Consider the following 16,553-nt stretch of genomic DNA (forward strand, 5'->3'; position numbering starts at 1 on the left):
GCGGCGTTACCTCTTAATGATTTTGGGTTGCCTGGAGTCGCTTGAACTCTTCAGGGTTTTCTTTGAATAACTGAATGCGTTGCGCCTCAGTGAAATCACTCCATTTTTTGCCTTCGCCGCTGACGATGGACGGGCTTCCATTACCTCCGGTGCCGGATGCCCTACTTCCGATGACAATCGGTGCAAACAATTTGTTGCCTCGGAATTCTTTCTCTAAATCTTCAAGCGTTGCCGCTGATGGCTTCCCTTCAGCGTCAATAATGCGCGTCTTGCCATCCTCAACAAGGAGGCGTGATTTGATGTGGGGCATGATTACAGCAGCGCTGTCACCTGCTAGCTTTGTTGCCAACGACTGCGCAACGTTATCAACCAAAAGCGTGGTCAACCGGCTGTCGCGCTCTTCAATCTGTGAGAGGAGTTCTTTTTCGCGAACAGTCAGTTTTTCTTGCCAGCTTTTCTCCAGCGTCTCGATGTCACCTTTCTTGCGAGCCTGCTCTGCCGCCAACTCTTTGGCCTGATCATCTTTTTCTTTAGCTAATTTCTCGGCCGCCTCACGGTCTTCACGCCATTTGGCCTTTTCTTTCAGCAGTTCTTCGTTCTTACGTTGTAGTCCGTCAACGTCAGGAGCGCCGTCAACTGCTAGTTGATAACCATCGCCTTTTGCGACATACAGGGCTTTAGCGGATTCGTCAAGTGCTTCAAATTCTTCTTTGGTTAATACAAATTTAAGGGCCATCTTTAACCTCTGGTCAGATGTTTGCAGCCTCTGGCCGCGGACAATAAAAAGGCCACCCGAAGGCAGCCTTGTGTAATTACTTATCGATACTAAAAACCAGCTTTCTCAAAAGCGTCCGCATCAATTTCTTTCAGCTTATCCAACGTTATCCACTCGCCTTTGTCAGTGAAGAAATCCGGCACCTTCATGCCACCGCTTCGCAAAAGCCTGGCGCGTGTATCACCCAGCACCTGCACCTGACGATAGAGAGATTGCTGGCTGAGCCATTCACTGTAAGTCGTGTTTGCCGGAACCTGCCCATCCATGCTGGCGCGCGTTCCCGCGTCCATTTCGTCTGCATCAATCCCCATTTCACGCCATGATTTCGTTACCAGCGTTTCGGTCGAGCGACAGCAAAAATGGATGCGCCCAGGCCCCTGCAGATAAGGGACTTTGTGTCCGATAGGCTTATTTTCCAGCGAGTACTTCAGCCGATCCCGAATGATGCATGTTGGCGTAGTTTTGTTGTCCAGCGTCGAAAGCCACTGTTTACAATCTACGATATCGCTGTTGTGCTCTGCGAACTGAGTGCGCGCCGTTGCAGCGATATGATTGATCGCCGTCTTCGTGATGCTGGTGGCGTTGGCTCGGCTGATCTGAATTGCGCCGTCCTGATAGTTATTCGTTGCAGTCCCGCGAATATTTCTGGCGATTTTGTCAGTCGATTGCCCGGTTAAATATCCCGTACGGACAGCGTTGGTGATCCGCGCCAGCCGGTCACTTTCCAGATTACTCGCCCACTCACTCAAGAGGCGCCCCTGAAATGGCTGGGTCATCGCGGCTGCATATACCTGATCGGGTGTAATGGCCGCTAATGGGAAGCTATGCGTTACCGGCGCAGGAATGAGGGATTCAAACAAACTCAGATGATATCCGGCTTCATGGTCTGCAAAGGTCTGTAGCTCCTCGCCCAAGTTGGTGAATGCGGCCTGAATGGCGGTCTGGTTTATCTGCCGGACACTGCCTAGCAATCCTTCCAACCGCCTCACAGTGAAGCTATTAGGTGAAAGGTCATCCAAAGCCACCTGCAAACGAATCGAAAGTTCAGCATCGCTCTGGTTGAGTATTTTCACCATTCTTTTGGAGACGCCTGTCGAATAGCGACTGACAAACAGTGCGTGACTTATTGCCTCATCACGCAACCTATCGTTGACTGTCATTGGATTCTCCAGGCAGTAATGATGGTGTCTGGTTTAAAAGCTCATCAACTACCTGCTCAGGATTTTCATCCTGGCCGATAAGACCAATGCGTTGCTGGTAGCGTATAAAGTCAGAAAGTCGCATTTTCCCGGACTGCACGGCAGAGAGAAGCGCGGTAATTGCCTGAGAGTCTAGATTGGCTATTTCATACTTTTTGTTAAGTTCTACAGCTCCTTCACCACTTCCTGCGAACTGGATGGCAAAGCTCAAGGCACGATTGAAAGCCTGCTCCACATTGCCAGCACAAAGTGAAAGGATGGAGTTATCGGTTTGTGCCTCGTCACCTGCTTGAGTAGCAGTTCTGGCCGAGGTGTTACGCTCTACCAACTTTGCACCGAGCATTGCCATCTGATTTTCTCGGCGCTCAGCAAGGGAAATTAAAATATTTCTCTCATCAGGTTGAGCGAACTTCAAATCACCACCAACTGGGAGAAGCACCCCTTTACGGGAGCCAACTTTGAAACCATCTGTAAGGTATTTAGCTGCCCACTCATCGGTAAGACCGGTCAAGGCAACCATTGGCTGGCCCACGGTGTGGGCTGCCTCAGCAATATCAGCCTCTGCCTGATAGTGTTTAATATTCACGTAAGCAATATCGGCTAATGGCGGTGAGTCTGGCGTGTGGTCATTGTTATTCGCGCCAATCCATGACCAGGGCAATTCTGTTAACTCCGTACCATTTGCGTCCTTAAGCTCCATCGAGACAGAACCTGTAATGTCTGTATCCCCCTCATCCCATTTGCGGGAATGAGCGACTCCGTTGATTAATCTAAGCTCGATCCAACGCTTTTTTAACGTAAGCGCAAAGCCATTAGGATCATCAACAGGTTCGACGTAATGAATAACTACCAGGGATGTTTTACCGTTAGTAACACGCCAGTTGATGATTTCTTTGGCAGTGAAGAGTTTGAGCACCGGTCTACCTTTGGTTGCCTCGGTCTGCAACCCTGAACCAGTAAAGTCTGTGAGTATACCTGCTCGACCGCGCTGGAGATTTTGGCCTAGTGCATCACGGATCATCTGCTCAAGTTGCTGCCCCTCTCCGTCAGCATCGGATTCTATATCTTCAATACCCCCAGAAAGCTCAATTTTGGGAGGCTTATTAAATGCTATACCCAACATTCCTGACTGGGTTCTGCCTGTTGCATTGATGAATGCCGCACGCATCAGGTATGCATCGTACCGCTCACCTGTTGGGTCATCATTAAGGTGGTCACTACTTGGGTGAGGGAGATACTTGGTGCGTTTTTTCTTAATCTTACGCTCGCCATCCACGCAATCGCCGATCATCTCCCATTCGGGCATGAATTCAGCGTATGCCGGGTGACGATAGTCAATATCTAGATCGGCCATATTATTACCACTTGAAAGGAATAGATTTGGCAGGCTTAACCCTGTTTTTCTTAGCTACGGCAAAGTAGCGGAACGCATCAGAGCCGTGAGATGTGTGGTCATGTAATGGCTTGTCTTTCCAGCAGCCGCGCTTGTCATCCCACTCCTTCCTATACCCTTCCAGATGAGTGATGCCTTCTGCGCACTTCTCATCATCAAAGACACATTTCGGGAGGATTTCACGCACGGACTCAATGCCGGTATCAACGCCGGTTTTCGGCACCACTTTGAACGTCATGGAGTAGATCTGACCGTCGATTTCGTAGCCTTCGCGAGCCAACTCTTTTCGGGACTTAGCATCAGAGCCGAATTCACGGTTTTCGATGTCGTGTGGTCCCCAGTGGTCGCCATACTCATAGCCACGGTCTTTCAGCACCTTCATGTAGTGCCTCAGCCCTTCGCCGGAGTTTTCGTAGTAGTCGATGACGTGGAACTCTTCGCCCACCTCACGCACGAACCAGATGGCCGTTGAGTCACCCACACCGATATCCCAGAACGTATGAACCGGCAGGTGTGAGTTATCAGGCAAGGTGCCAATGCGCTTGTTGGTATAGAGCCAGCGGAACTGTTTGGCGTAGTACGCGCCTTCCACTGATTGCTGGAATGCCTCAGCGGGTATCGTTGGATATTCCCGCTTCATATCGTCGCCGAGTGTCTTCTCTTTGGCGTAGTACCAAGCTTTCTGGCGTTCGTTAAGGTGAACGCCGTGCTTGGCTTCCATCTCTTCGAAGTAATCAACCAGCCGCTGCGGGATGGCCTCTACAGGGTCGATTGCATAAAGAGGATTCTTCCACCAGGAGAAGAAAAAAAACTTCCAATCGAGCGCGGATAATTTCTTATTCTGCAACTGTGCCTTTTCTGCTGTCTGGCAGTAATCGAAGAAGTAACCGGCGCGACCTTCAGCCGTGCTTTCGATAGTGGCAAAGCATCCGGTAGATACTGCCTCAAACGCACCTGTGACAATCTCACGGGCTTTGTCTGGATACTTAGCGCATATCTTGCCGAACTCTGATACGTGCAGGTAGCGCAGCGTACCACCACGAAATGAGGTACTGACGTAGAGTGAGCCGCCCTTCCTGAACACCAACTCCCCGGCAGAGTCATTGCTTGCCGGGTTAGCGGCTTTAATCTCGTCGGGTAACTTGTCGTATGCGTACTTCACTTTTTCGCGGAACAGTCGCTTGGCGTCGTTCAGCGTGTGGGCAATCAGGGCGCACTTTGCAGACTCGAACAAGGCGGCATCCAGCTGAATGATACAAACTTCAGTCGTGAAGCCGAGCTGGCGAGCCTTAAGAATGATGTTGCGGGTATGGATACCTTCGAAGTACTCGCGCTGCTCAGGTGTCATCCTGAAGCGTACCGGCTTGCCTTCTTTATCGGTGATCCAATAGAGATTGTTCAGTCGCCAGTCTTTGTCAGCCAGCAACTTGAGATGCTCAGGTTTCATCACGCCCCCTGAGACAGTGAATCCATCAGGTCTGAAAGTTTATCGACCACGTTGTCGCCGGTGCTGCCGTCAATGTCGTAGGCCTGACGCTCAAGTCCAATAAGGTTCTTCAGTGCATCGCTAAGCGCTTTCACTGACTTCACTCGCTCAGGCATGCTGATGACCTTGTGATAAATCTCGCTCAGGCGGTCTTGTCCCTTGTCGTCTGGATTGAACATCAGTTCACCCAACTTTTCTAGAGACGCAAGGTCAGCGCTTTCGGCTGCAAGTTCATCAAACAAGGCATTCGTGATACTTCTCGCCCGGCGAATGTCTCCTCGGTGCTCCATACGGACGTTGGCAATAACCTCAGCTGATGCCTCAATTAGTTGCCGTTCCGAAATAGCTCTCTCCGTGGAAACCTGTTTGGAAACCTCACGTTTGGAAACCAGTGCATCAGCCTTGGCTTTTATCTTTGCCTTGAGGTCACGCTCCCATCCTTCCTTCTTTGCCTGCTTGTTTATCGCAGTGTGGGAGATGCCGTGATGCGATGCAATTTCACGGACAGACATCAAGCCAGCTCGGTATGCCGATTCGATGGCCTCCCAATCTGGTTTGGTCATTCGTTATTCCTTACATACTGTATGTATTTCCAATTGTAAATTTAACTTAGTGCCTGTATTTATGTTGGGTCGCAATCACGCGGCATAAAATTAAGGATGCATCATGCCTCAGCTCGAAGGTTCAATTGACGGTGGTTTTAAGCTTCAGGAAGAAGTTTCAAAATTAGAATTTAATCAAGACGGCCTTGTCATTGATCATACTGTCACCGTGAATGGTGTTACGCATCGCATAGTCAAATTTGATAATAATGGCTGCGTTAGCCTTCATTTTGATGAGGGTACGGGAAAGAACTTTTCCGTAAGCTCATTTGAGGTTACCACTCAAGTAAAAACTGACCCGCTAAATGACAAAAAGGCGATTATGGTTTTCTCTCGCCTTGAGAAGTGATTTTATGAACTTGGGCGTATTTTACGCCCTTTATCAAACGCTCACCTTTGTTACGACTTGGTTTCTATTGTCTTAATTGCTCTTATTTGATTTGTACAGTCTTCCAGAGCACCCTGCATTAGTAAGTTGAGCACCACACTATCTGCGTAGGTCATCTCATCAGGGATGTCTGGAATCCGGCAGTCAGCCAGCAGGCTTTCCGGCAATGGCAGGCTTGGTATCTTTACCGCTTCGTATTCTGTCTGCGTTCTCACGCAGCCTGTTAACAGCATCAGCGGGAACAGGAGCAATAGCGCATTTGTCTGACGCCAGATACTTCTTGATTTCATCCTGTAGTTTCCTGTTTTGCTGTGCAGTAACCGCCCGTTGTTCTGCTACCTGGCTAACCACTTCGTTTTGACTTCGCACAGCATCGGTCAGGCTTTTGACTGATTCAGCCAAGCCGTCGTTCTTACTGTGGAGAGTTGCTATCTGAGTGTCTTTAGCGTCGTTCATTTGCTCAAGACGTTGGTTAGTGGCGGTGAGCTGTGAGTTGCGAGTGTTCAATCCCCATAGGGCGAGGCAGAACAGCGCAACAATGAATATGCCAATGTTGTTTCGGATAAAGCTTATTACGTTGAGCATAGAATCCCCTTAGCTTTGAGTAGCCGGGATTTCCTGTCTTCCATTCCATTCGTGCCGCCGTTAATGATACGGGTGATGCGGTCAACATCATCCGAGTCGGCAACTTCGTTTAAACCGTTATTCTTCCACCATGCCGCTGCTGATTCTGCGGCAAGATTTGGCTCTGTCAGCTTTTCAGGATTGTTGACGATATCCACCCGCAGCTGATTAACGAGCGCCGAGTAATTAGCGCGACCGGTAATCTGAATTAATCCCCGCCCCCGATATTTGTAGCCGTCACCAGATTTCACATCGCCGTTGCCGTTTCGGTTTGCGTAGATGATGCTTCCGATCATCTTCTGGTCTGCGGGGTGTGATTCAGTGCGCCCGTATCTCTCGGCGTCTGCTGGGGTGATTCTTTTCGGGAACATCGCAGTTAATGCGGAGGATTTGTAATTTAGGCTTTCTTCAACAGTCGCAAACCCTGATGACTCATGACCGGCCTGTGCAATGAAGTGAGCCATACGGAGCGGAGTATTGATTCCGTACTTCGCCATTGCGTTCACTACTGGCTGATACCACTTATTCGCCAGTGCATCATTCAGGCCGGCAGCCTGTTGAAACTGTTTAACTGTCAGCATTTGCGCCTCCGTCACTTCCTTCCATGCCGACGCGCTTTCTCACCGAAGAGAACAACGCATCAACGCCGATGTAACCAACGAAAGCTGAGAAAGGCCAACAGAGCTCAGGCGGGAACGTCCATCCGAATATCGCGCATAAGGCTGTAAGGGTCGGCTGAGCGAAGAAACATAGAATCCCGCACATCACCGCGCCGGTCATACGGTCACGCCATACAGTCTTTTTGTTTCGTGAGGTGGCTAGTATCGACATAACGAATGCCAGAATGGAGTAACCAGCCTCATTACGATGATTTGCCAGCCAGGCGATCATGGCCGCCCATGTGTCGGGTCTATCTGGCATATTCTTCATCCGGTAACCTCTCGTAGTGGCAGGCTGTGAGTAGTCATAGGGAATAGAGCCGCTACCGCATGGTTTCATGAGGGTGAGGTGACTGATTGGTCGGGCTCTAAATTTGGGCAATAAAAAAGGCCGCCAGGAGGCAGCCTTTAAAGGATATTTCTAGATTTAAACTTCGAGTCTCAAGCTCTTACCCATAGCTACTAGTGCAGCGTGGATAGTGTCTATTTTCGTCGAATGTTTTAGGTCAAACAGGCGCGTGACTTCCTGTTTTTTTATTCCCATACGATACGCCAGCTCTACGCGAGTAAAGCCGGAATCAATGAAAGTATTTAGCATTATTACTTTCGCCGTAATACTTGGTGGCACTTCCACAAAATCGCCAGTGATTTCACCTGGCATCGGGATTTTCTGGTTGTCTTCGAAGTAGAACTCGAAGGCAGTTACCAGAGCATCTAGCCCCGCACTTAGTGCTTCCTCTTTCGTATCACCCTGCGTTAACGCTTCAGGGATATCTGGGAATCTGACGACATATCCACCCGTATCGGGCTCTAACTTTATCGGATATCGCATTTTAGTCTTAGTGAAGCTTCTGAGTAACCAGCCCCGAGAGGCTGGTTTATTAGTTCAGGCCTAACTGCTTGAGTATGGCCTTTCTTAGTGGTTCTTTAATCTCAGAGCTGGGATGCCTTGGCATTACGCTTCGATTCCCGTTTAGTCTCAGCTTCAAGTGGTTAGTACCGTTTGAAACTTCAACTCCCTGCGATTCAAGCCACCGCCTAAACTCGCTTTGCTTCACTACTCCTCCTGTTTGTTGAACATGTGATTATAGTAATCATTAATGCTTACCACGTCAACATTTTTGTTTACTGGAGGGTTGGTGCTTTTCGGTTAAGTTTATCCGAAAATGTTTTACCTATAGATGCGAATTCGAGAAAGTAAATAAACGCCACGTGTAATTACTTGATAATCTTAGTTTTGGCAGATTCGCAATGAAATCACGGATAATCAAAAAGATTAATGATTTTTAAGTCTATGCCGATGATCAATTAACTTTTTAGAAGGGGGTAAATATGATTACAAAAAGTTTAAAGTTCCGCATCGAATCATCATTAGTACAAAGATTTAGAAGTGTTGTAACAACAAGCCAATTGCACTGCGCACTAATGAAGATATCCGAAGGTACTTTTACATTCCCTGCTCAAGCAGTAGGTAAGAAAGTAAGCGTTTATGTCGTTGTATTTAATGCGTCAAGAGATCCACAAGCTAGTAAAAAGGCATATGCCGCGATCGCTCAAAACTTTAACACTATAAAGATTGATCAAGACCACTTTTACCTAAGCTAATAAATAGAAAAGCCCTGATCTATTAACTCAGGGCTTTCATTATGCTTTTCACTCACCGTAACAGATTCACGGATTTCTAGTGTTAGAGGAATATAAACCCAGTTTCGGGAAAATGCAACTTTTAACTGTTTGGATGATCAGTAAATAAAAAACCCCGCCTGAGCGAGGTTGGAAGATTGGCGGAGATTTCCGCCGATTAGAAAATCTTTCTTAAATCTACGCCATACACTGCAAGCCAAGCTTCGCGAGGCCACGACTTCACAGTGCCAAAGCGTTTATCCTCAACCTCTTTTGGCTTTACTCCGTTTTCTCTGCACCACTTGCGAAGTGGTTGCCACTTAAATTCCAGGTCTGTTTTCTTTTCTACCGGGATGATAGCTGCATGTTTCTTACTTTCGCCGATCTTCTCTGCAAGCTTGTTCTTTTCACGTACTGCAGCTGATGCAGTTGCCATTGCTGTAGCTTCACGTTTTTCGCCAATCCAGGCTTTAGTTTCAACGGCCTCATCACGCTCAGCTGTGATCAGTTCTTTTTCCGTTTCAGACTGAACGAGTGCTAACAAAGCCTCTTTATAGTTGACTGGAAGTGCCCGCTGACTGATTTTTTCTTCGAGACTATAAATGTGTCGAATAACAGTCATTCGCAAAACAGCGCTGTACCCCGTAAGCAAACACTCAACATGAGGCTTATCGAGTCGAAAGCTTGATACGTAACCGCGTGAGTCAACCGTAATATCGACGCCATCAACCAACGTAACTGTTTGATTTTTCTTATGACTCAGATTTGAGCCATCTTTTGTAATGCCGTACAGGTCTTCGAGCATTTCCCAGATATCGCGGATTACATTCTTATGCTCCTTTTTCGTGAGCTTAGATATCTCGCGACTTGACATAGTGACATGTGATCTGTGGTCTGCTATCTTTAATGCAGTCATTCGACATTCCTTATGTGATAGTTAGGGCATGTGACATACGCCAGTAGGTGCAAACTACTGGCTTTTTTATTGCTGTATGCCAGAGCAAACGCGCCATCCCATACGCCTTTCAGTGAACCCCTTCCTTTCCATTCAAGCGATCTAACATCCCTTGTGCGTTTCGAGCATGAAATCCGTTCATGTCGATATTTTCAGTTTCGCGAACCAGACTATCCCGCGCCTTGTCGATCATGTAGTGACTTTCGTTTGCCATGTCGTAGAAGAAACCATGGTGCGGAGAGCCGAGTTGGTGCAGTGCCGGGTAAACCTGTTTAGCAACACGGCGGCCTTTGTCCATCCATACCCACATGTAGGAAAGGTTAATCAGTTCTTCATCCGTGAACTGCTTGGCAATTGGTGAATGAGCGACTTCGCGATCCAGAATGTCGAGCACCCAGCGGCGAAATTCTTTGGCTACTGGCGTACGAGCGAACATTGCAATCAGGTGTGCACCACGTAGAGAGAAAACTCGCACCTTCATACGGCGCGATGACCCATTAATCCCATTGGTCACTGATTCGATGACCATTGTCATTCCCTGGGAAAATTCGTCCTCGTACTGCACAAAAAGGTTAGAGATTGATTTAGTGCTCTTGTATCCCAGCGCCTTTGCCACATCTGCTGAAGTCAACCAAACCCCATTAACATCTTTCACAGGTATAAGCGCTGTGCCGTGGAAATTAAGTTCTGAATTCGCTATACTTTTCATGTCGGTTACTCGCTTAAGGTTTCTGACGCCGAGGCCCTGACTATCGCAAGTAGTTAGGGCTTCACTGTTTTTAGTTGCCACTCAAAAAGCCCTCTTCTCTCAAGCTTTTCTCCAAACGTTTAATCACCTCCCCATTGAGGGAACGGCATTCTTTGCTTGCTGCAGATTTAAGTGCGTCTTTCAGCCAGTCAGGGAAACGAATTCCTGTTGGTGGGATGTTTCGTGCGTTTTCCATATCAAACCCTCTTCACTGTGATAATTAAATACTACACCGTGTGTATTTTTTGTCAAAGCGATTTTGACTACACTGTGTAGATTATTTGCAACTGTAACTTGGAGTAGAAATGAAGGGTATGCGAAGCATCTCTCCCTTGGGCGTGAGAATTCCTGATGAGGTTAAAGAAAAGATCCAAGAGAGGGCAAAGGCCAATGGTCGGTCAATGAATGCAGAGATCGTTCAGATTCTAGAGGATTCAGTGAATGGAAGTGGAGATTCTAACGATGTAAAACACTTGAAAGATGTAATGACAGAAATGAGAGTGATACTTCATCTTAAAGATGAGCTCATCTTTCAAAAAGAAAGAACAATAAACGCCTTACTTCAACAGGTTGAGTTTTTTGAAAAATTTCTTAAGGACAGCTTTGGCATTGAATTTGGTAAAAACAAAAATAGCTCAGAGAGTAAGCCAAGTGAGCCTAGCTCCAATTCAGATGATGAAAAGAAATAAGCCAATGAAGCAAAAACCCTCCGAAGAGGGCTCCTTGCTTGTCACTGAGTGACCTTCTTCAGTGCCGAATTAGCCCACTCCTCTTCAATTTCTAACTTTGTTGAAAGTCCGTCGTAGAACGGCTTAACTGACTTCTTCCAAGTATCCAGGGTGATCGCATCGGTAATTTGACAGACTGCGCGGTGGACATCAGTCGACAGGATTCTCTCGAAACCTCGACTGTTACACCGCTTGCATTTGCACTTCACCGGTACGCCCTGCCGCTTAGTTTCCTCTCGGTCTACAGCCTCACCTCGACCCCGGCAGTCGCTACATGCAGTTGATAGCGTGCCTTTTCCATTGCACTCTTTGCACAATACCCTCACTTGCTCGCGAATCTCTCGGCGCACTTCGTATTCCGATGGTATTACGCCCTTCGCTCCCCATTTTATTGAGGTTCGCATTACGTCCTGAGCAACAAAGGGAGTGTGTGATTTGGTAGTGAATACCTCAGCGTCAGTGAATCCCTCACCGTTACAGCATTCGCAAGGCTTTTTGCTGGACGCCGCCCGGCAATAATCCAAGTAGGCATAAGTTGCGAGAGTTTGCACAACTGCTGGTTTAATATCGCTATCGAGTTTGCGTAAGGCTGCAACCTTATCGCAGGTTTGTAATGCATATTCTGTTAACAGCGTGACGGCGCGTTCTGCGTCGTTTTTACTTACCCCTACCTTCCCCATAAAAGCGCTGAATCCCATCGGCGCAATAGACTGAACCATTCCCATGGCTGCCATCTGATCCGTGCCAGTTAGAGCATCAGATTTAGTAGCTGGTGGCATGCCTTCGAAATTGGCCGTTTTCGGGAAGTGGTATTTGACTGTCGCTTCGAGGTTCATACCTTCACCTTATTGGCATCTGACCTGTTGATGATTTCGCGGCGCTGCTCACGAATACGATTTAGCTTTTGTTCGATAAGCTTTTCTTCCTCGGCGAGCCGGGCGAGTTCGAATCTGTCGTATTGGGTCATTTTTTTTGGTATTCCATTGATGTGCTTCAGAAGGTCGTGCGACTTAATTGCCTTCCTTACGCAGAAATTGAAATAAGCCCAGCAGATTCTTGCTGCGACGCACATCCAGACCATCGAGAACAGGATTGCGCTACAGACGCCGAGGAAACTGAAAATTGCCACTAAATGTTCACCTGTCATTTCTGCCACCTGATAGCTGCGTCCAGTTCGCTCTGAGGGATTTCCAGCAGAGTTTTCTTCTCATTAGGCTTGAGATTGCGAGCGCCCATAAAGACAATGCCGGAGGGTGTGCGTACAGCGGCCACGTTGCGAGGTCGGTACCATTCGAGTAGAGCAATGGTGTTTTGAATACTCATGCTGCCTCCGATAGTTTCTTTGATGCTCGCAATTTCGCTCTGTACGTGGCACGCATGCCGTCGAGTTCTTCGCGGGTGTATCGGTGAGGGGCGTTGTTGTTTTCAAGCGCCTCGACACGCTCAAGGCCGATTTTCAGTACCAGTGCGGCTCGATAAGGAATGGCATTGCTTGATAGCTCGGCATTGCATCGATGACATTGCTTGTGGATATTGTCCTCGTTGTATCTGAGGTGTGATGCCGCGCCTCTTGACCTGTAATGTCCCGCTTCCCATTGCACTGTTTCGTATGTCCCGCAGCTGATGCATGGCTCGTCAACGTCTCGGCCTTTGGTGATGTAGTCATTCACCACTCGCTGAGTCATATCTTCCCAGTGCTTCAGCGGCTTCAGATTGGCCTTGCGTTCACGCCATTGCTCACGACCTTCTTTTGCAGACGCAGCTTCGGCTTTGGCTTGTTTCTTGGCTTCGGCGCGTTTGCCGTAGATGACGGCGCAGGGAACGGAACAGGTTTTTTGAGTACTTAAGAAGGGGGAGAACTTGGTGGAGCAGATGCAGCAGGTTTTCGGTTTTGGTTTCTTTGGCTCTTTGCGTAGCCTCGGATCTTTAGCCATGACTCAGTTCCTTTTTTTTCTCATACTCATGGCTGAAGTCGTCGCCGTCGATTGGCATTAGATGATTTATCCAGAAAAATCCCCAACCATCTAATGATGACCCATCAGCAAGCGGAGTAATGATCCTTGAGTCTGTACACATCCATTTTGGCCTGACAACATTAAGTGCTTTCCTGCCGTCAGGGCCAGTTGCAGCCTCTCCTGGCATTACTAAGCGAACAGTTCTAACTTCCATCCCAAATAGCTCAGGATTGCCGCCTACCACCATAGCTAGGCCTCCTGCTTTTAATTCACTCATCACTCTCACTCCTCAGATGCTCAGAAACCTCGACTCCCGTCATTTCCCACCAGTCGCGACAGTCTTCGCAGCAATAGACTTCATCGTCACTGAGTGGCGTTCCGCAGCCAGCACATAGCGAATCTTCATTCATCGGGTAAGCCTTATGCGGTTCCACTTGGCCTGTAATAGCCCGTGTACGTAGTCGAAAGTTTCTATCTGGTTTGCTGCTGGGAGGGTCTTGCGTTTCTTGCGGTGGGATACTTTGAAGATTGCGTTGTTCTCTATTCGTTGCCAGGGTGAATTAGCCATAAAGCCTCCGAGCCATCACCTGTAATACCGGCAGAATGCCGAAGTTATGTTTGCACTCTTCGAATACTACATTCACTCCAGCCGGGCGCTTTCTGCTCAGGAATATCATTTCAGGTTCTGCCGATGCTGAGCGTCTGCATTTGCTGACAGGAGCCACCTCTTTCATTGAGATAGGTTCTGACTCAGCCTGTGAGGCGTTGTATTCGTTCATGCGCTCCTCGCTAATCCAGTAGCGAATAGTCGGACCAGTACCGAATCGATATATTTCACCGAGCCTGACAACCCTCGTCAGCAGGTCAGCCGTGAACGTGTCTTTCAGTCCAAGCTTGTTCTGGACATCTACGCGCCGAACTCCGTTATGTGCTGCCACAAAGTTCTTGATGATTTTCTTTCTGGTTTCGAATAATTCGATGCTGTCTTGAGTGTTCATCATGCAGCCCTCTTGGTTTCGCCAAATCTCCGAGCCCACTCCAATGCCTGACGTGATTCATCAGACCACCTGACGCCCTGCTCCGCACCGAATGCGTTAATCAGCTCTATCAGGTTGCTGAGTTCGCCGACTGTCATCTTGCTGGTTGACTGCCCGAGAACGACAAAGCCATCACCGGCCAGATTCGGCACCACATCCTGCTTAGTCAGCGCGGCGGTGAAAATATGCTTCCACTGTTCTGTGGTGAGCTTTCGACCGTGCCAGTTAACCTGTTCGCTGATGTCAGACAAAGTTGCCCATAAACGTGCATTTTGCTCCAGTGAGCGGGTACGCTCTTGGATAGTTACGATGAATGGTTTGTCTGGATTAAGCGGAGTGTTGCGGAGGTGGTTTATTGCGTTACTGAGGATTTGTTCGTTGCGTAATTGGTAGGTTTGTTTGGTCACTTGTCACCTCACGGCTTAGATTTCCATTTGAAGTTGCATGCTGAACCTGTCGCGTTTCTCGCAATAATTAAGGCATGACATGCTGTTAAATGACTCGATACGCTCGACTAAAATGCTTGCCCGCGTTTCTTTTGACTGGGGCGAATAAGTACCCTTCCACGCGCTATCAATCCCAATGTTCCTGGCTACGTTTGTGCTGTCAGCTGATGCCAGCGGTAAGCGAGTGAAGATTGTCGGGTTAAGCATTCTCAGGCCGTGTAGCTTGGTTATTGGCTGCCCATGCTCATCAACAACGTGGCGGATAATGTCCTTCAGGCGTGCCACCGCTTTGAGCGGGGATTTAACGTCGTACTCTCCGCAGCTGCCAATGGCTACTCGTGGGTACTCATTACAAAGCCGAATGAAGCGGTCATCTGATTCGTTCATGTGCCAAACCGGAACACCTACAAATGAGCCATGCGGCCACTCTGCCAGTAACGCATCGTTTTCCTCAGCGCCTCCATCAATCACATCTGGGATGATTGCGAAATCTAGGCCGGGGTGATTTTTCCAGCGTTCTACGAAAGCGTAATAATCAGACCAATCGATTTTGTTCTTACCAGCTGCTTTCCATGCAGTGAATGCGCCGTTGTCCAAGGCGAATGACTGACAGATTTCAGAGGCAAGATTCAACTGACTAGCATTAGCGAACGAGATAAAAGCGTGTCGCCCTTTCCATGCCTTCATTGCGCACGGGTCAGGCGTTATTGGCCCACCGTGATAATGGATCATCATTCACTCTCCGGTTTAGGGGCGGCGGCGTGAAGCAATTGCCCTTTGTATGTGATGTATGCAACCACTTCGGCCTGCTTTGCTGCTCTACGAAATGCCAGCAACTCCCGATAAGCATTCGCTACTGGATTGTTGCCGTGCGTCATTCCTTCAAGGTCTTCGTCTGTGAATGCATTGGTTCGGTCAAGCGCTGCTGATTTGGCCTGCTTAGCTGATAGGGCTATGCGGGCAAGCGCTGCAAGCTCAGATGCCTGTTTAAATCTTGAAAGCTCAATCAGTCTTTCTTCGCTGAACTGCTCTAAATCGTTATTCATCATCACCCTCGTCTGCTTCTGCTTCATATTCCAGAAACTCGTAGTTGTTGCTGATTAGCTCACAACCGGCCATGAAGTAGCCCAGCGCTTCGGCTCGTTCCGTGTCGCTCTTGAACTCTGCCAGCGGGTAACGTTCGTAAAATTTGTTAATGCATTTTGCTATATTCATGGCTTAGGTTCCTGTTCAAAGAGTTCCATCAACGCCTTAGTGTTAATTTCAGAGTGGTAGCGGCCTTTGCACTTCACCCACTTGCGGGCAGCTTCGACAACCTTCTCTTTCCATTCGTTGTGAGCAGCAGCCTTTGACCATGCTTCGGTCATCTCGGCTTCTTTGCTCCACTTTTGTTCGCCTAAGTTCATTTGGTCATCCTTCGATGTGAATTCTTGGTAGGGTTAGCAGGGAGAAAATCGCGAAGACTATCCATGGCCATTTGTCGTTGATTGCCAGTCTCCATGAGCACATAGCAAAGAACAGTGTTGGCATCATGGCGATGGCTGCCATGGTCAGGTCTTTCATTCCGTCTTCCCCTTAATTATGATTCCGTGGGAGGTGATGGCCTTTGTGCGCCATTTCTTGAATGGTTTAGTGTCCATCAGAATTCCCCCGATTCAATTTTCCCGCAATGCACGCAGAGAGTAACGATATGAGTCCAAGCCTTGTAAGGCAGCGTGCTAGTTGAGTGTGAGTATTTCGCGCGCTTGGTTGACTCAACAATCTCAGCCTGATGCATGCCGAAAAGGCACTTCCAGTTTCGTGTGTCGATTGGCTTTTCCATCAGAATTCCCCTTAGCTGAAATAAATTTTGCAGCCGCAATGTGGGCAGGCTGGCTCTTTTATTTTCAAACGATTTGTTTTAGTGAGAGGTGCGGTAGAAGGATCATAAAGCTT

General features: G+C 48.2%; 28 protein-coding genes. 3 read left to right on the forward strand and 25 right to left on the reverse strand.

Features of this window, described 5'->3' with window-relative positions; genetic code table 11:
• Window positions 1-13: 13 nt before the first annotated feature.
• From CWS43_RS09815 to CWS43_RS09835, 5 genes are all read right to left on the reverse strand, one after another.
• The gene (locus CWS43_RS09815; RefSeq protein ID WP_101076759.1) at window positions 14-736 is read right to left on the reverse strand and encodes a hypothetical protein; all 723 of its coding nucleotides are present in this window, start codon (window positions 734-736) and stop codon (window positions 14-16) included.
• Between the two features lie 89 nt (window positions 737-825).
• Entirely contained in the window at window positions 826-1,935 is a 1,110-nt protein-coding gene (locus tag CWS43_RS09820; RefSeq protein WP_101076760.1) for a hypothetical protein, read from the reverse strand.
• Window positions 1,919-3,328, reverse strand: a complete 1,410-nt coding sequence (locus CWS43_RS09825) for a DUF4055 domain-containing protein (RefSeq protein ID WP_101076761.1) — start codon at window positions 3,326-3,328, stop codon at window positions 1,919-1,921. Before CWS43_RS09825 ends, CWS43_RS09820 begins: the two co-directional genes overlap by 17 nt.
• A 4-nt stretch (window positions 3,329-3,332) precedes the next feature.
• Window positions 3,333-4,814 carry a terminase gene (locus tag CWS43_RS09830; RefSeq protein WP_101076762.1) on the reverse strand — a complete coding sequence of 494 codons (1,482 nt, stop codon included), beginning with the start codon at window positions 4,812-4,814 and terminating at the stop codon, window positions 3,333-3,335.
• Entirely contained in the window at window positions 4,814-5,416 is a 603-nt protein-coding gene (locus CWS43_RS09835) for a hypothetical protein (protein ID WP_101076763.1), read from the reverse strand. The genes CWS43_RS09830 and CWS43_RS09835 overlap by 1 nt, the downstream gene beginning before the upstream one ends.
• Window positions 5,417-5,519: 103 nt before the next feature.
• Here CWS43_RS09835 and CWS43_RS09840 point away from each other — a divergent pair, with 103 nt between their 5' ends.
• The gene (locus tag CWS43_RS09840; protein ID WP_101076764.1) at window positions 5,520-5,804 is read left to right on the forward strand and encodes a hypothetical protein; all 285 of its coding nucleotides are present in this window, start codon (window positions 5,520-5,522) and stop codon (window positions 5,802-5,804) included.
• 183 nt (window positions 5,805-5,987) lie between these two features.
• Here the strand turns inward: CWS43_RS09840 and CWS43_RS09845 are convergent, their stop codons facing one another.
• From CWS43_RS09845 to CWS43_RS09865, 5 genes are all read right to left on the reverse strand, one after another.
• The gene (locus tag CWS43_RS09845) at window positions 5,988-6,428 is read right to left on the reverse strand and encodes a DUF2570 domain-containing protein (protein WP_232776835.1); all 441 of its coding nucleotides are present in this window, start codon (window positions 6,426-6,428) and stop codon (window positions 5,988-5,990) included.
• Window positions 6,416-7,048, reverse strand: coding sequence for a glycoside hydrolase family 19 protein (locus CWS43_RS09850; protein ID WP_101076765.1), 633 nt, complete (start codon window positions 7,046-7,048; stop codon window positions 6,416-6,418). Before CWS43_RS09850 ends, CWS43_RS09845 begins: the two co-directional genes overlap by 13 nt.
• A complete protein-coding gene (locus CWS43_RS09855) occupies window positions 7,035-7,397 on the reverse strand; it encodes a phage holin family protein (protein WP_157825373.1) in 363 nt (120 codons plus the stop codon). The genes CWS43_RS09850 and CWS43_RS09855 overlap by 14 nt, the downstream gene beginning before the upstream one ends.
• A 156-nt stretch (window positions 7,398-7,553) precedes the next feature.
• Entirely contained in the window at window positions 7,554-7,958 is a 405-nt protein-coding gene (locus CWS43_RS09860; RefSeq protein WP_101076767.1) for a type II toxin-antitoxin system HicB family antitoxin, read from the reverse strand.
• Between the two features lie 49 nt (window positions 7,959-8,007).
• A complete protein-coding gene (locus CWS43_RS09865; protein ID WP_050122017.1) occupies window positions 8,008-8,184 on the reverse strand; it encodes a type II toxin-antitoxin system HicA family toxin in 177 nt (58 codons plus the stop codon).
• Between the two features lie 274 nt (window positions 8,185-8,458).
• Here CWS43_RS09865 and CWS43_RS09870 point away from each other — a divergent pair, with 274 nt between their 5' ends.
• Window positions 8,459-8,731, forward strand: coding sequence for a hypothetical protein (locus CWS43_RS09870; protein ID WP_101076768.1), 273 nt, complete (start codon window positions 8,459-8,461; stop codon window positions 8,729-8,731).
• A 196-nt stretch (window positions 8,732-8,927) separates the two neighbouring features.
• On the opposite strand, the gene CWS43_RS09875 is transcribed toward CWS43_RS09870, so the two are convergent.
• From CWS43_RS09875 to CWS43_RS09885, 3 genes are all read right to left on the reverse strand, one after another.
• Window positions 8,928-9,665 (reverse strand): Rha family transcriptional regulator, encoded by a 738-nt coding sequence (locus CWS43_RS09875; protein WP_101076769.1) that lies wholly within the window; start codon window positions 9,663-9,665, stop codon window positions 8,928-8,930.
• Window positions 9,666-9,774: 109 nt separating this feature from the next.
• Entirely contained in the window at window positions 9,775-10,413 is a 639-nt protein-coding gene (locus tag CWS43_RS09880) for a P22AR C-terminal domain-containing protein (RefSeq protein ID WP_101076972.1), read from the reverse strand.
• 70 nt (window positions 10,414-10,483) lie between these two features.
• Window positions 10,484-10,648 (reverse strand): Arc family DNA-binding protein, encoded by a 165-nt coding sequence (locus CWS43_RS09885; RefSeq protein WP_101076770.1) that lies wholly within the window; start codon window positions 10,646-10,648, stop codon window positions 10,484-10,486.
• A gap of 109 nt (window positions 10,649-10,757) precedes the next feature.
• Between CWS43_RS09885 and CWS43_RS09890 the strand changes: the two genes are divergently transcribed.
• Entirely contained in the window at window positions 10,758-11,141 is a 384-nt protein-coding gene (locus tag CWS43_RS09890) for an Arc family DNA-binding protein (RefSeq protein WP_101076771.1), read from the forward strand.
• Window positions 11,142-11,182: 41 nt separating this feature from the next.
• On the opposite strand, the gene CWS43_RS09895 is transcribed toward CWS43_RS09890, so the two are convergent.
• The 12 genes from CWS43_RS09895 to CWS43_RS27200 all read right to left on the reverse strand — a co-directional run bounded on the left by CWS43_RS09895 (window position 11,183) and on the right by CWS43_RS27200 (window position 16,181).
• Window positions 11,183-12,016, reverse strand: coding sequence for an antitermination protein (locus CWS43_RS09895; RefSeq protein WP_101076772.1), 834 nt, complete (start codon window positions 12,014-12,016; stop codon window positions 11,183-11,185).
• Complete coding sequence (locus CWS43_RS09900) at window positions 12,013-12,327, reverse strand: hypothetical protein (protein WP_101076773.1); 315 nt, start codon at window positions 12,325-12,327, stop codon at window positions 12,013-12,015. The genes CWS43_RS09895 and CWS43_RS09900 overlap by 4 nt, the downstream gene beginning before the upstream one ends.
• Window positions 12,324-12,503 carry a hypothetical protein gene (locus CWS43_RS09905; RefSeq protein ID WP_101076774.1) on the reverse strand — a complete coding sequence of 60 codons (180 nt, stop codon included), beginning with the start codon at window positions 12,501-12,503 and terminating at the stop codon, window positions 12,324-12,326. Before CWS43_RS09905 ends, CWS43_RS09900 begins: the two co-directional genes overlap by 4 nt.
• The gene (locus CWS43_RS09910; RefSeq protein WP_101076775.1) at window positions 12,500-13,114 is read right to left on the reverse strand and encodes a recombination protein NinG; all 615 of its coding nucleotides are present in this window, start codon (window positions 13,112-13,114) and stop codon (window positions 12,500-12,502) included. The genes CWS43_RS09905 and CWS43_RS09910 overlap by 4 nt, the downstream gene beginning before the upstream one ends.
• Window positions 13,107-13,412, reverse strand: a complete 306-nt coding sequence (locus CWS43_RS09915; protein WP_101076776.1) for a hypothetical protein — start codon at window positions 13,410-13,412, stop codon at window positions 13,107-13,109. Before CWS43_RS09915 ends, CWS43_RS09910 begins: the two co-directional genes overlap by 8 nt.
• Before the next feature lie 283 nt (window positions 13,413-13,695).
• Window positions 13,696-14,136 (reverse strand): hypothetical protein, encoded by a 441-nt coding sequence (locus CWS43_RS09930; RefSeq protein ID WP_101076779.1) that lies wholly within the window; start codon window positions 14,134-14,136, stop codon window positions 13,696-13,698.
• On the reverse strand, window positions 14,133-14,579 hold the full coding sequence (locus CWS43_RS09935) for a recombination protein NinB (RefSeq protein WP_101076780.1): 447 nt from the start codon (window positions 14,577-14,579) through the stop codon (window positions 14,133-14,135). The genes CWS43_RS09930 and CWS43_RS09935 overlap by 4 nt, the downstream gene beginning before the upstream one ends.
• 15 nt (window positions 14,580-14,594) lie before the next feature.
• On the reverse strand, window positions 14,595-15,350 hold the full coding sequence (locus CWS43_RS09940) for a hypothetical protein (protein ID WP_101076973.1): 756 nt from the start codon (window positions 15,348-15,350) through the stop codon (window positions 14,595-14,597).
• Window positions 15,350-15,667 carry a hypothetical protein gene (locus tag CWS43_RS09945; protein ID WP_101076781.1) on the reverse strand — a complete coding sequence of 106 codons (318 nt, stop codon included), beginning with the start codon at window positions 15,665-15,667 and terminating at the stop codon, window positions 15,350-15,352. The genes CWS43_RS09940 and CWS43_RS09945 overlap by 1 nt, the downstream gene beginning before the upstream one ends.
• The gene (locus CWS43_RS27195; protein ID WP_157825375.1) at window positions 15,657-15,833 is read right to left on the reverse strand and encodes a hypothetical protein; all 177 of its coding nucleotides are present in this window, start codon (window positions 15,831-15,833) and stop codon (window positions 15,657-15,659) included. Before CWS43_RS27195 ends, CWS43_RS09945 begins: the two co-directional genes overlap by 11 nt.
• Window positions 15,830-16,024 carry a hypothetical protein gene (locus CWS43_RS09950; RefSeq protein ID WP_198555804.1) on the reverse strand — a complete coding sequence of 65 codons (195 nt, stop codon included), beginning with the start codon at window positions 16,022-16,024 and terminating at the stop codon, window positions 15,830-15,832. The genes CWS43_RS27195 and CWS43_RS09950 overlap by 4 nt, the downstream gene beginning before the upstream one ends.
• 4 nt (window positions 16,025-16,028) lie before the next feature.
• On the reverse strand, window positions 16,029-16,181 hold the full coding sequence (locus CWS43_RS27200; protein ID WP_157825376.1) for a hypothetical protein: 153 nt from the start codon (window positions 16,179-16,181) through the stop codon (window positions 16,029-16,031).
• Window positions 16,182-16,553: the final 372 nt, after the last annotated feature.

This window comes from Rahnella sp. AA (assembly GCF_002834385.1).
Lineage (GTDB): Bacteria > Pseudomonadota > Gammaproteobacteria > Enterobacterales > Enterobacteriaceae > Rahnella.

What these genes read in the sequence shown, in the direction of transcription:
- CWS43_RS09930 (WP_101076779.1), bottom strand. Translation starts at nt 14,136, where the DNA reads ATGATGAACACTCAAGACAGCATCGAATTATTCGAAACCAGAAAGAAA.
- CWS43_RS09845 (WP_232776835.1), bottom strand. Translation starts at nt 6,428, where the DNA reads ATGCTCAACGTAATAAGCTTTATCCGAAACAACATTGGCATATTCATT.
- CWS43_RS09855 (WP_157825373.1), bottom strand. Translation starts at nt 7,397, where the DNA reads ATGAAGAATATGCCAGATAGACCCGACACATGGGCGGCCATGATCGCC.
- CWS43_RS09880 (WP_101076972.1), bottom strand. Translation starts at nt 10,413, where the DNA reads ATGAAAAGTATAGCGAATTCAGAACTTAATTTCCACGGCACAGCGCTT.
- CWS43_RS09875 (WP_101076769.1), bottom strand. Translation starts at nt 9,665, where the DNA reads ATGACTGCATTAAAGATAGCAGACCACAGATCACATGTCACTATGTCA.
- CWS43_RS09940 (WP_101076973.1), bottom strand. Translation starts at nt 15,350, where the DNA reads ATGATCCATTATCACGGTGGGCCAATAACGCCTGACCCGTGCGCAATG.
- CWS43_RS27195 (WP_157825375.1), bottom strand. Translation starts at nt 15,833, where the DNA reads ATGAATATAGCAAAATGCATTAACAAATTTTACGAACGTTACCCGCTG.
- CWS43_RS09890 (WP_101076771.1), top strand. Translation starts at nt 10,758, where the DNA reads ATGAAGGGTATGCGAAGCATCTCTCCCTTGGGCGTGAGAATTCCTGAT.
- CWS43_RS09885 (WP_101076770.1), bottom strand. Translation starts at nt 10,648, where the DNA reads ATGGAAAACGCACGAAACATCCCACCAACAGGAATTCGTTTCCCTGAC.
- CWS43_RS09825 (WP_101076761.1), bottom strand. Translation starts at nt 3,328, where the DNA reads ATGGCCGATCTAGATATTGACTATCGTCACCCGGCATACGCTGAATTC.
- CWS43_RS09820 (WP_101076760.1), bottom strand. Translation starts at nt 1,935, where the DNA reads ATGACAGTCAACGATAGGTTGCGTGATGAGGCAATAAGTCACGCACTG.
- CWS43_RS09910 (WP_101076775.1), bottom strand. Translation starts at nt 13,114, where the DNA reads ATGGCTAAAGATCCGAGGCTACGCAAAGAGCCAAAGAAACCAAAACCG.
- CWS43_RS09830 (WP_101076762.1), bottom strand. Translation starts at nt 4,814, where the DNA reads ATGAAACCTGAGCATCTCAAGTTGCTGGCTGACAAAGACTGGCGACTG.
- CWS43_RS09915 (WP_101076776.1), bottom strand. Translation starts at nt 13,412, where the DNA reads ATGAGTGAATTAAAAGCAGGAGGCCTAGCTATGGTGGTAGGCGGCAAT.
- CWS43_RS09950 (WP_198555804.1), bottom strand. Translation starts at nt 16,024, where the DNA reads ATGAACTTAGGCGAACAAAAGTGGAGCAAAGAAGCCGAGATGACCGAA.
- CWS43_RS09905 (WP_101076774.1), bottom strand. Translation starts at nt 12,503, where the DNA reads ATGAGTATTCAAAACACCATTGCTCTACTCGAATGGTACCGACCTCGC.
- CWS43_RS09860 (WP_101076767.1), bottom strand. Translation starts at nt 7,958, where the DNA reads ATGCGATATCCGATAAAGTTAGAGCCCGATACGGGTGGATATGTCGTC.
- CWS43_RS09900 (WP_101076773.1), bottom strand. Translation starts at nt 12,327, where the DNA reads ATGACAGGTGAACATTTAGTGGCAATTTTCAGTTTCCTCGGCGTCTGT.
- CWS43_RS09945 (WP_101076781.1), bottom strand. Translation starts at nt 15,667, where the DNA reads ATGATGAATAACGATTTAGAGCAGTTCAGCGAAGAAAGACTGATTGAG.
- CWS43_RS09835 (WP_101076763.1), bottom strand. Translation starts at nt 5,416, where the DNA reads ATGACCAAACCAGATTGGGAGGCCATCGAATCGGCATACCGAGCTGGC.
- CWS43_RS09895 (WP_101076772.1), bottom strand. Translation starts at nt 12,016, where the DNA reads ATGAACCTCGAAGCGACAGTCAAATACCACTTCCCGAAAACGGCCAAT.
- CWS43_RS09815 (WP_101076759.1), bottom strand. Translation starts at nt 736, where the DNA reads ATGGCCCTTAAATTTGTATTAACCAAAGAAGAATTTGAAGCACTTGAC.
- CWS43_RS09840 (WP_101076764.1), top strand. Translation starts at nt 5,520, where the DNA reads ATGCCTCAGCTCGAAGGTTCAATTGACGGTGGTTTTAAGCTTCAGGAA.
- CWS43_RS27200 (WP_157825376.1), bottom strand. Translation starts at nt 16,181, where the DNA reads ATGAAAGACCTGACCATGGCAGCCATCGCCATGATGCCAACACTGTTC.
- CWS43_RS09870 (WP_101076768.1), top strand. Translation starts at nt 8,459, where the DNA reads ATGATTACAAAAAGTTTAAAGTTCCGCATCGAATCATCATTAGTACAA.
- CWS43_RS09850 (WP_101076765.1), bottom strand. Translation starts at nt 7,048, where the DNA reads ATGCTGACAGTTAAACAGTTTCAACAGGCTGCCGGCCTGAATGATGCA.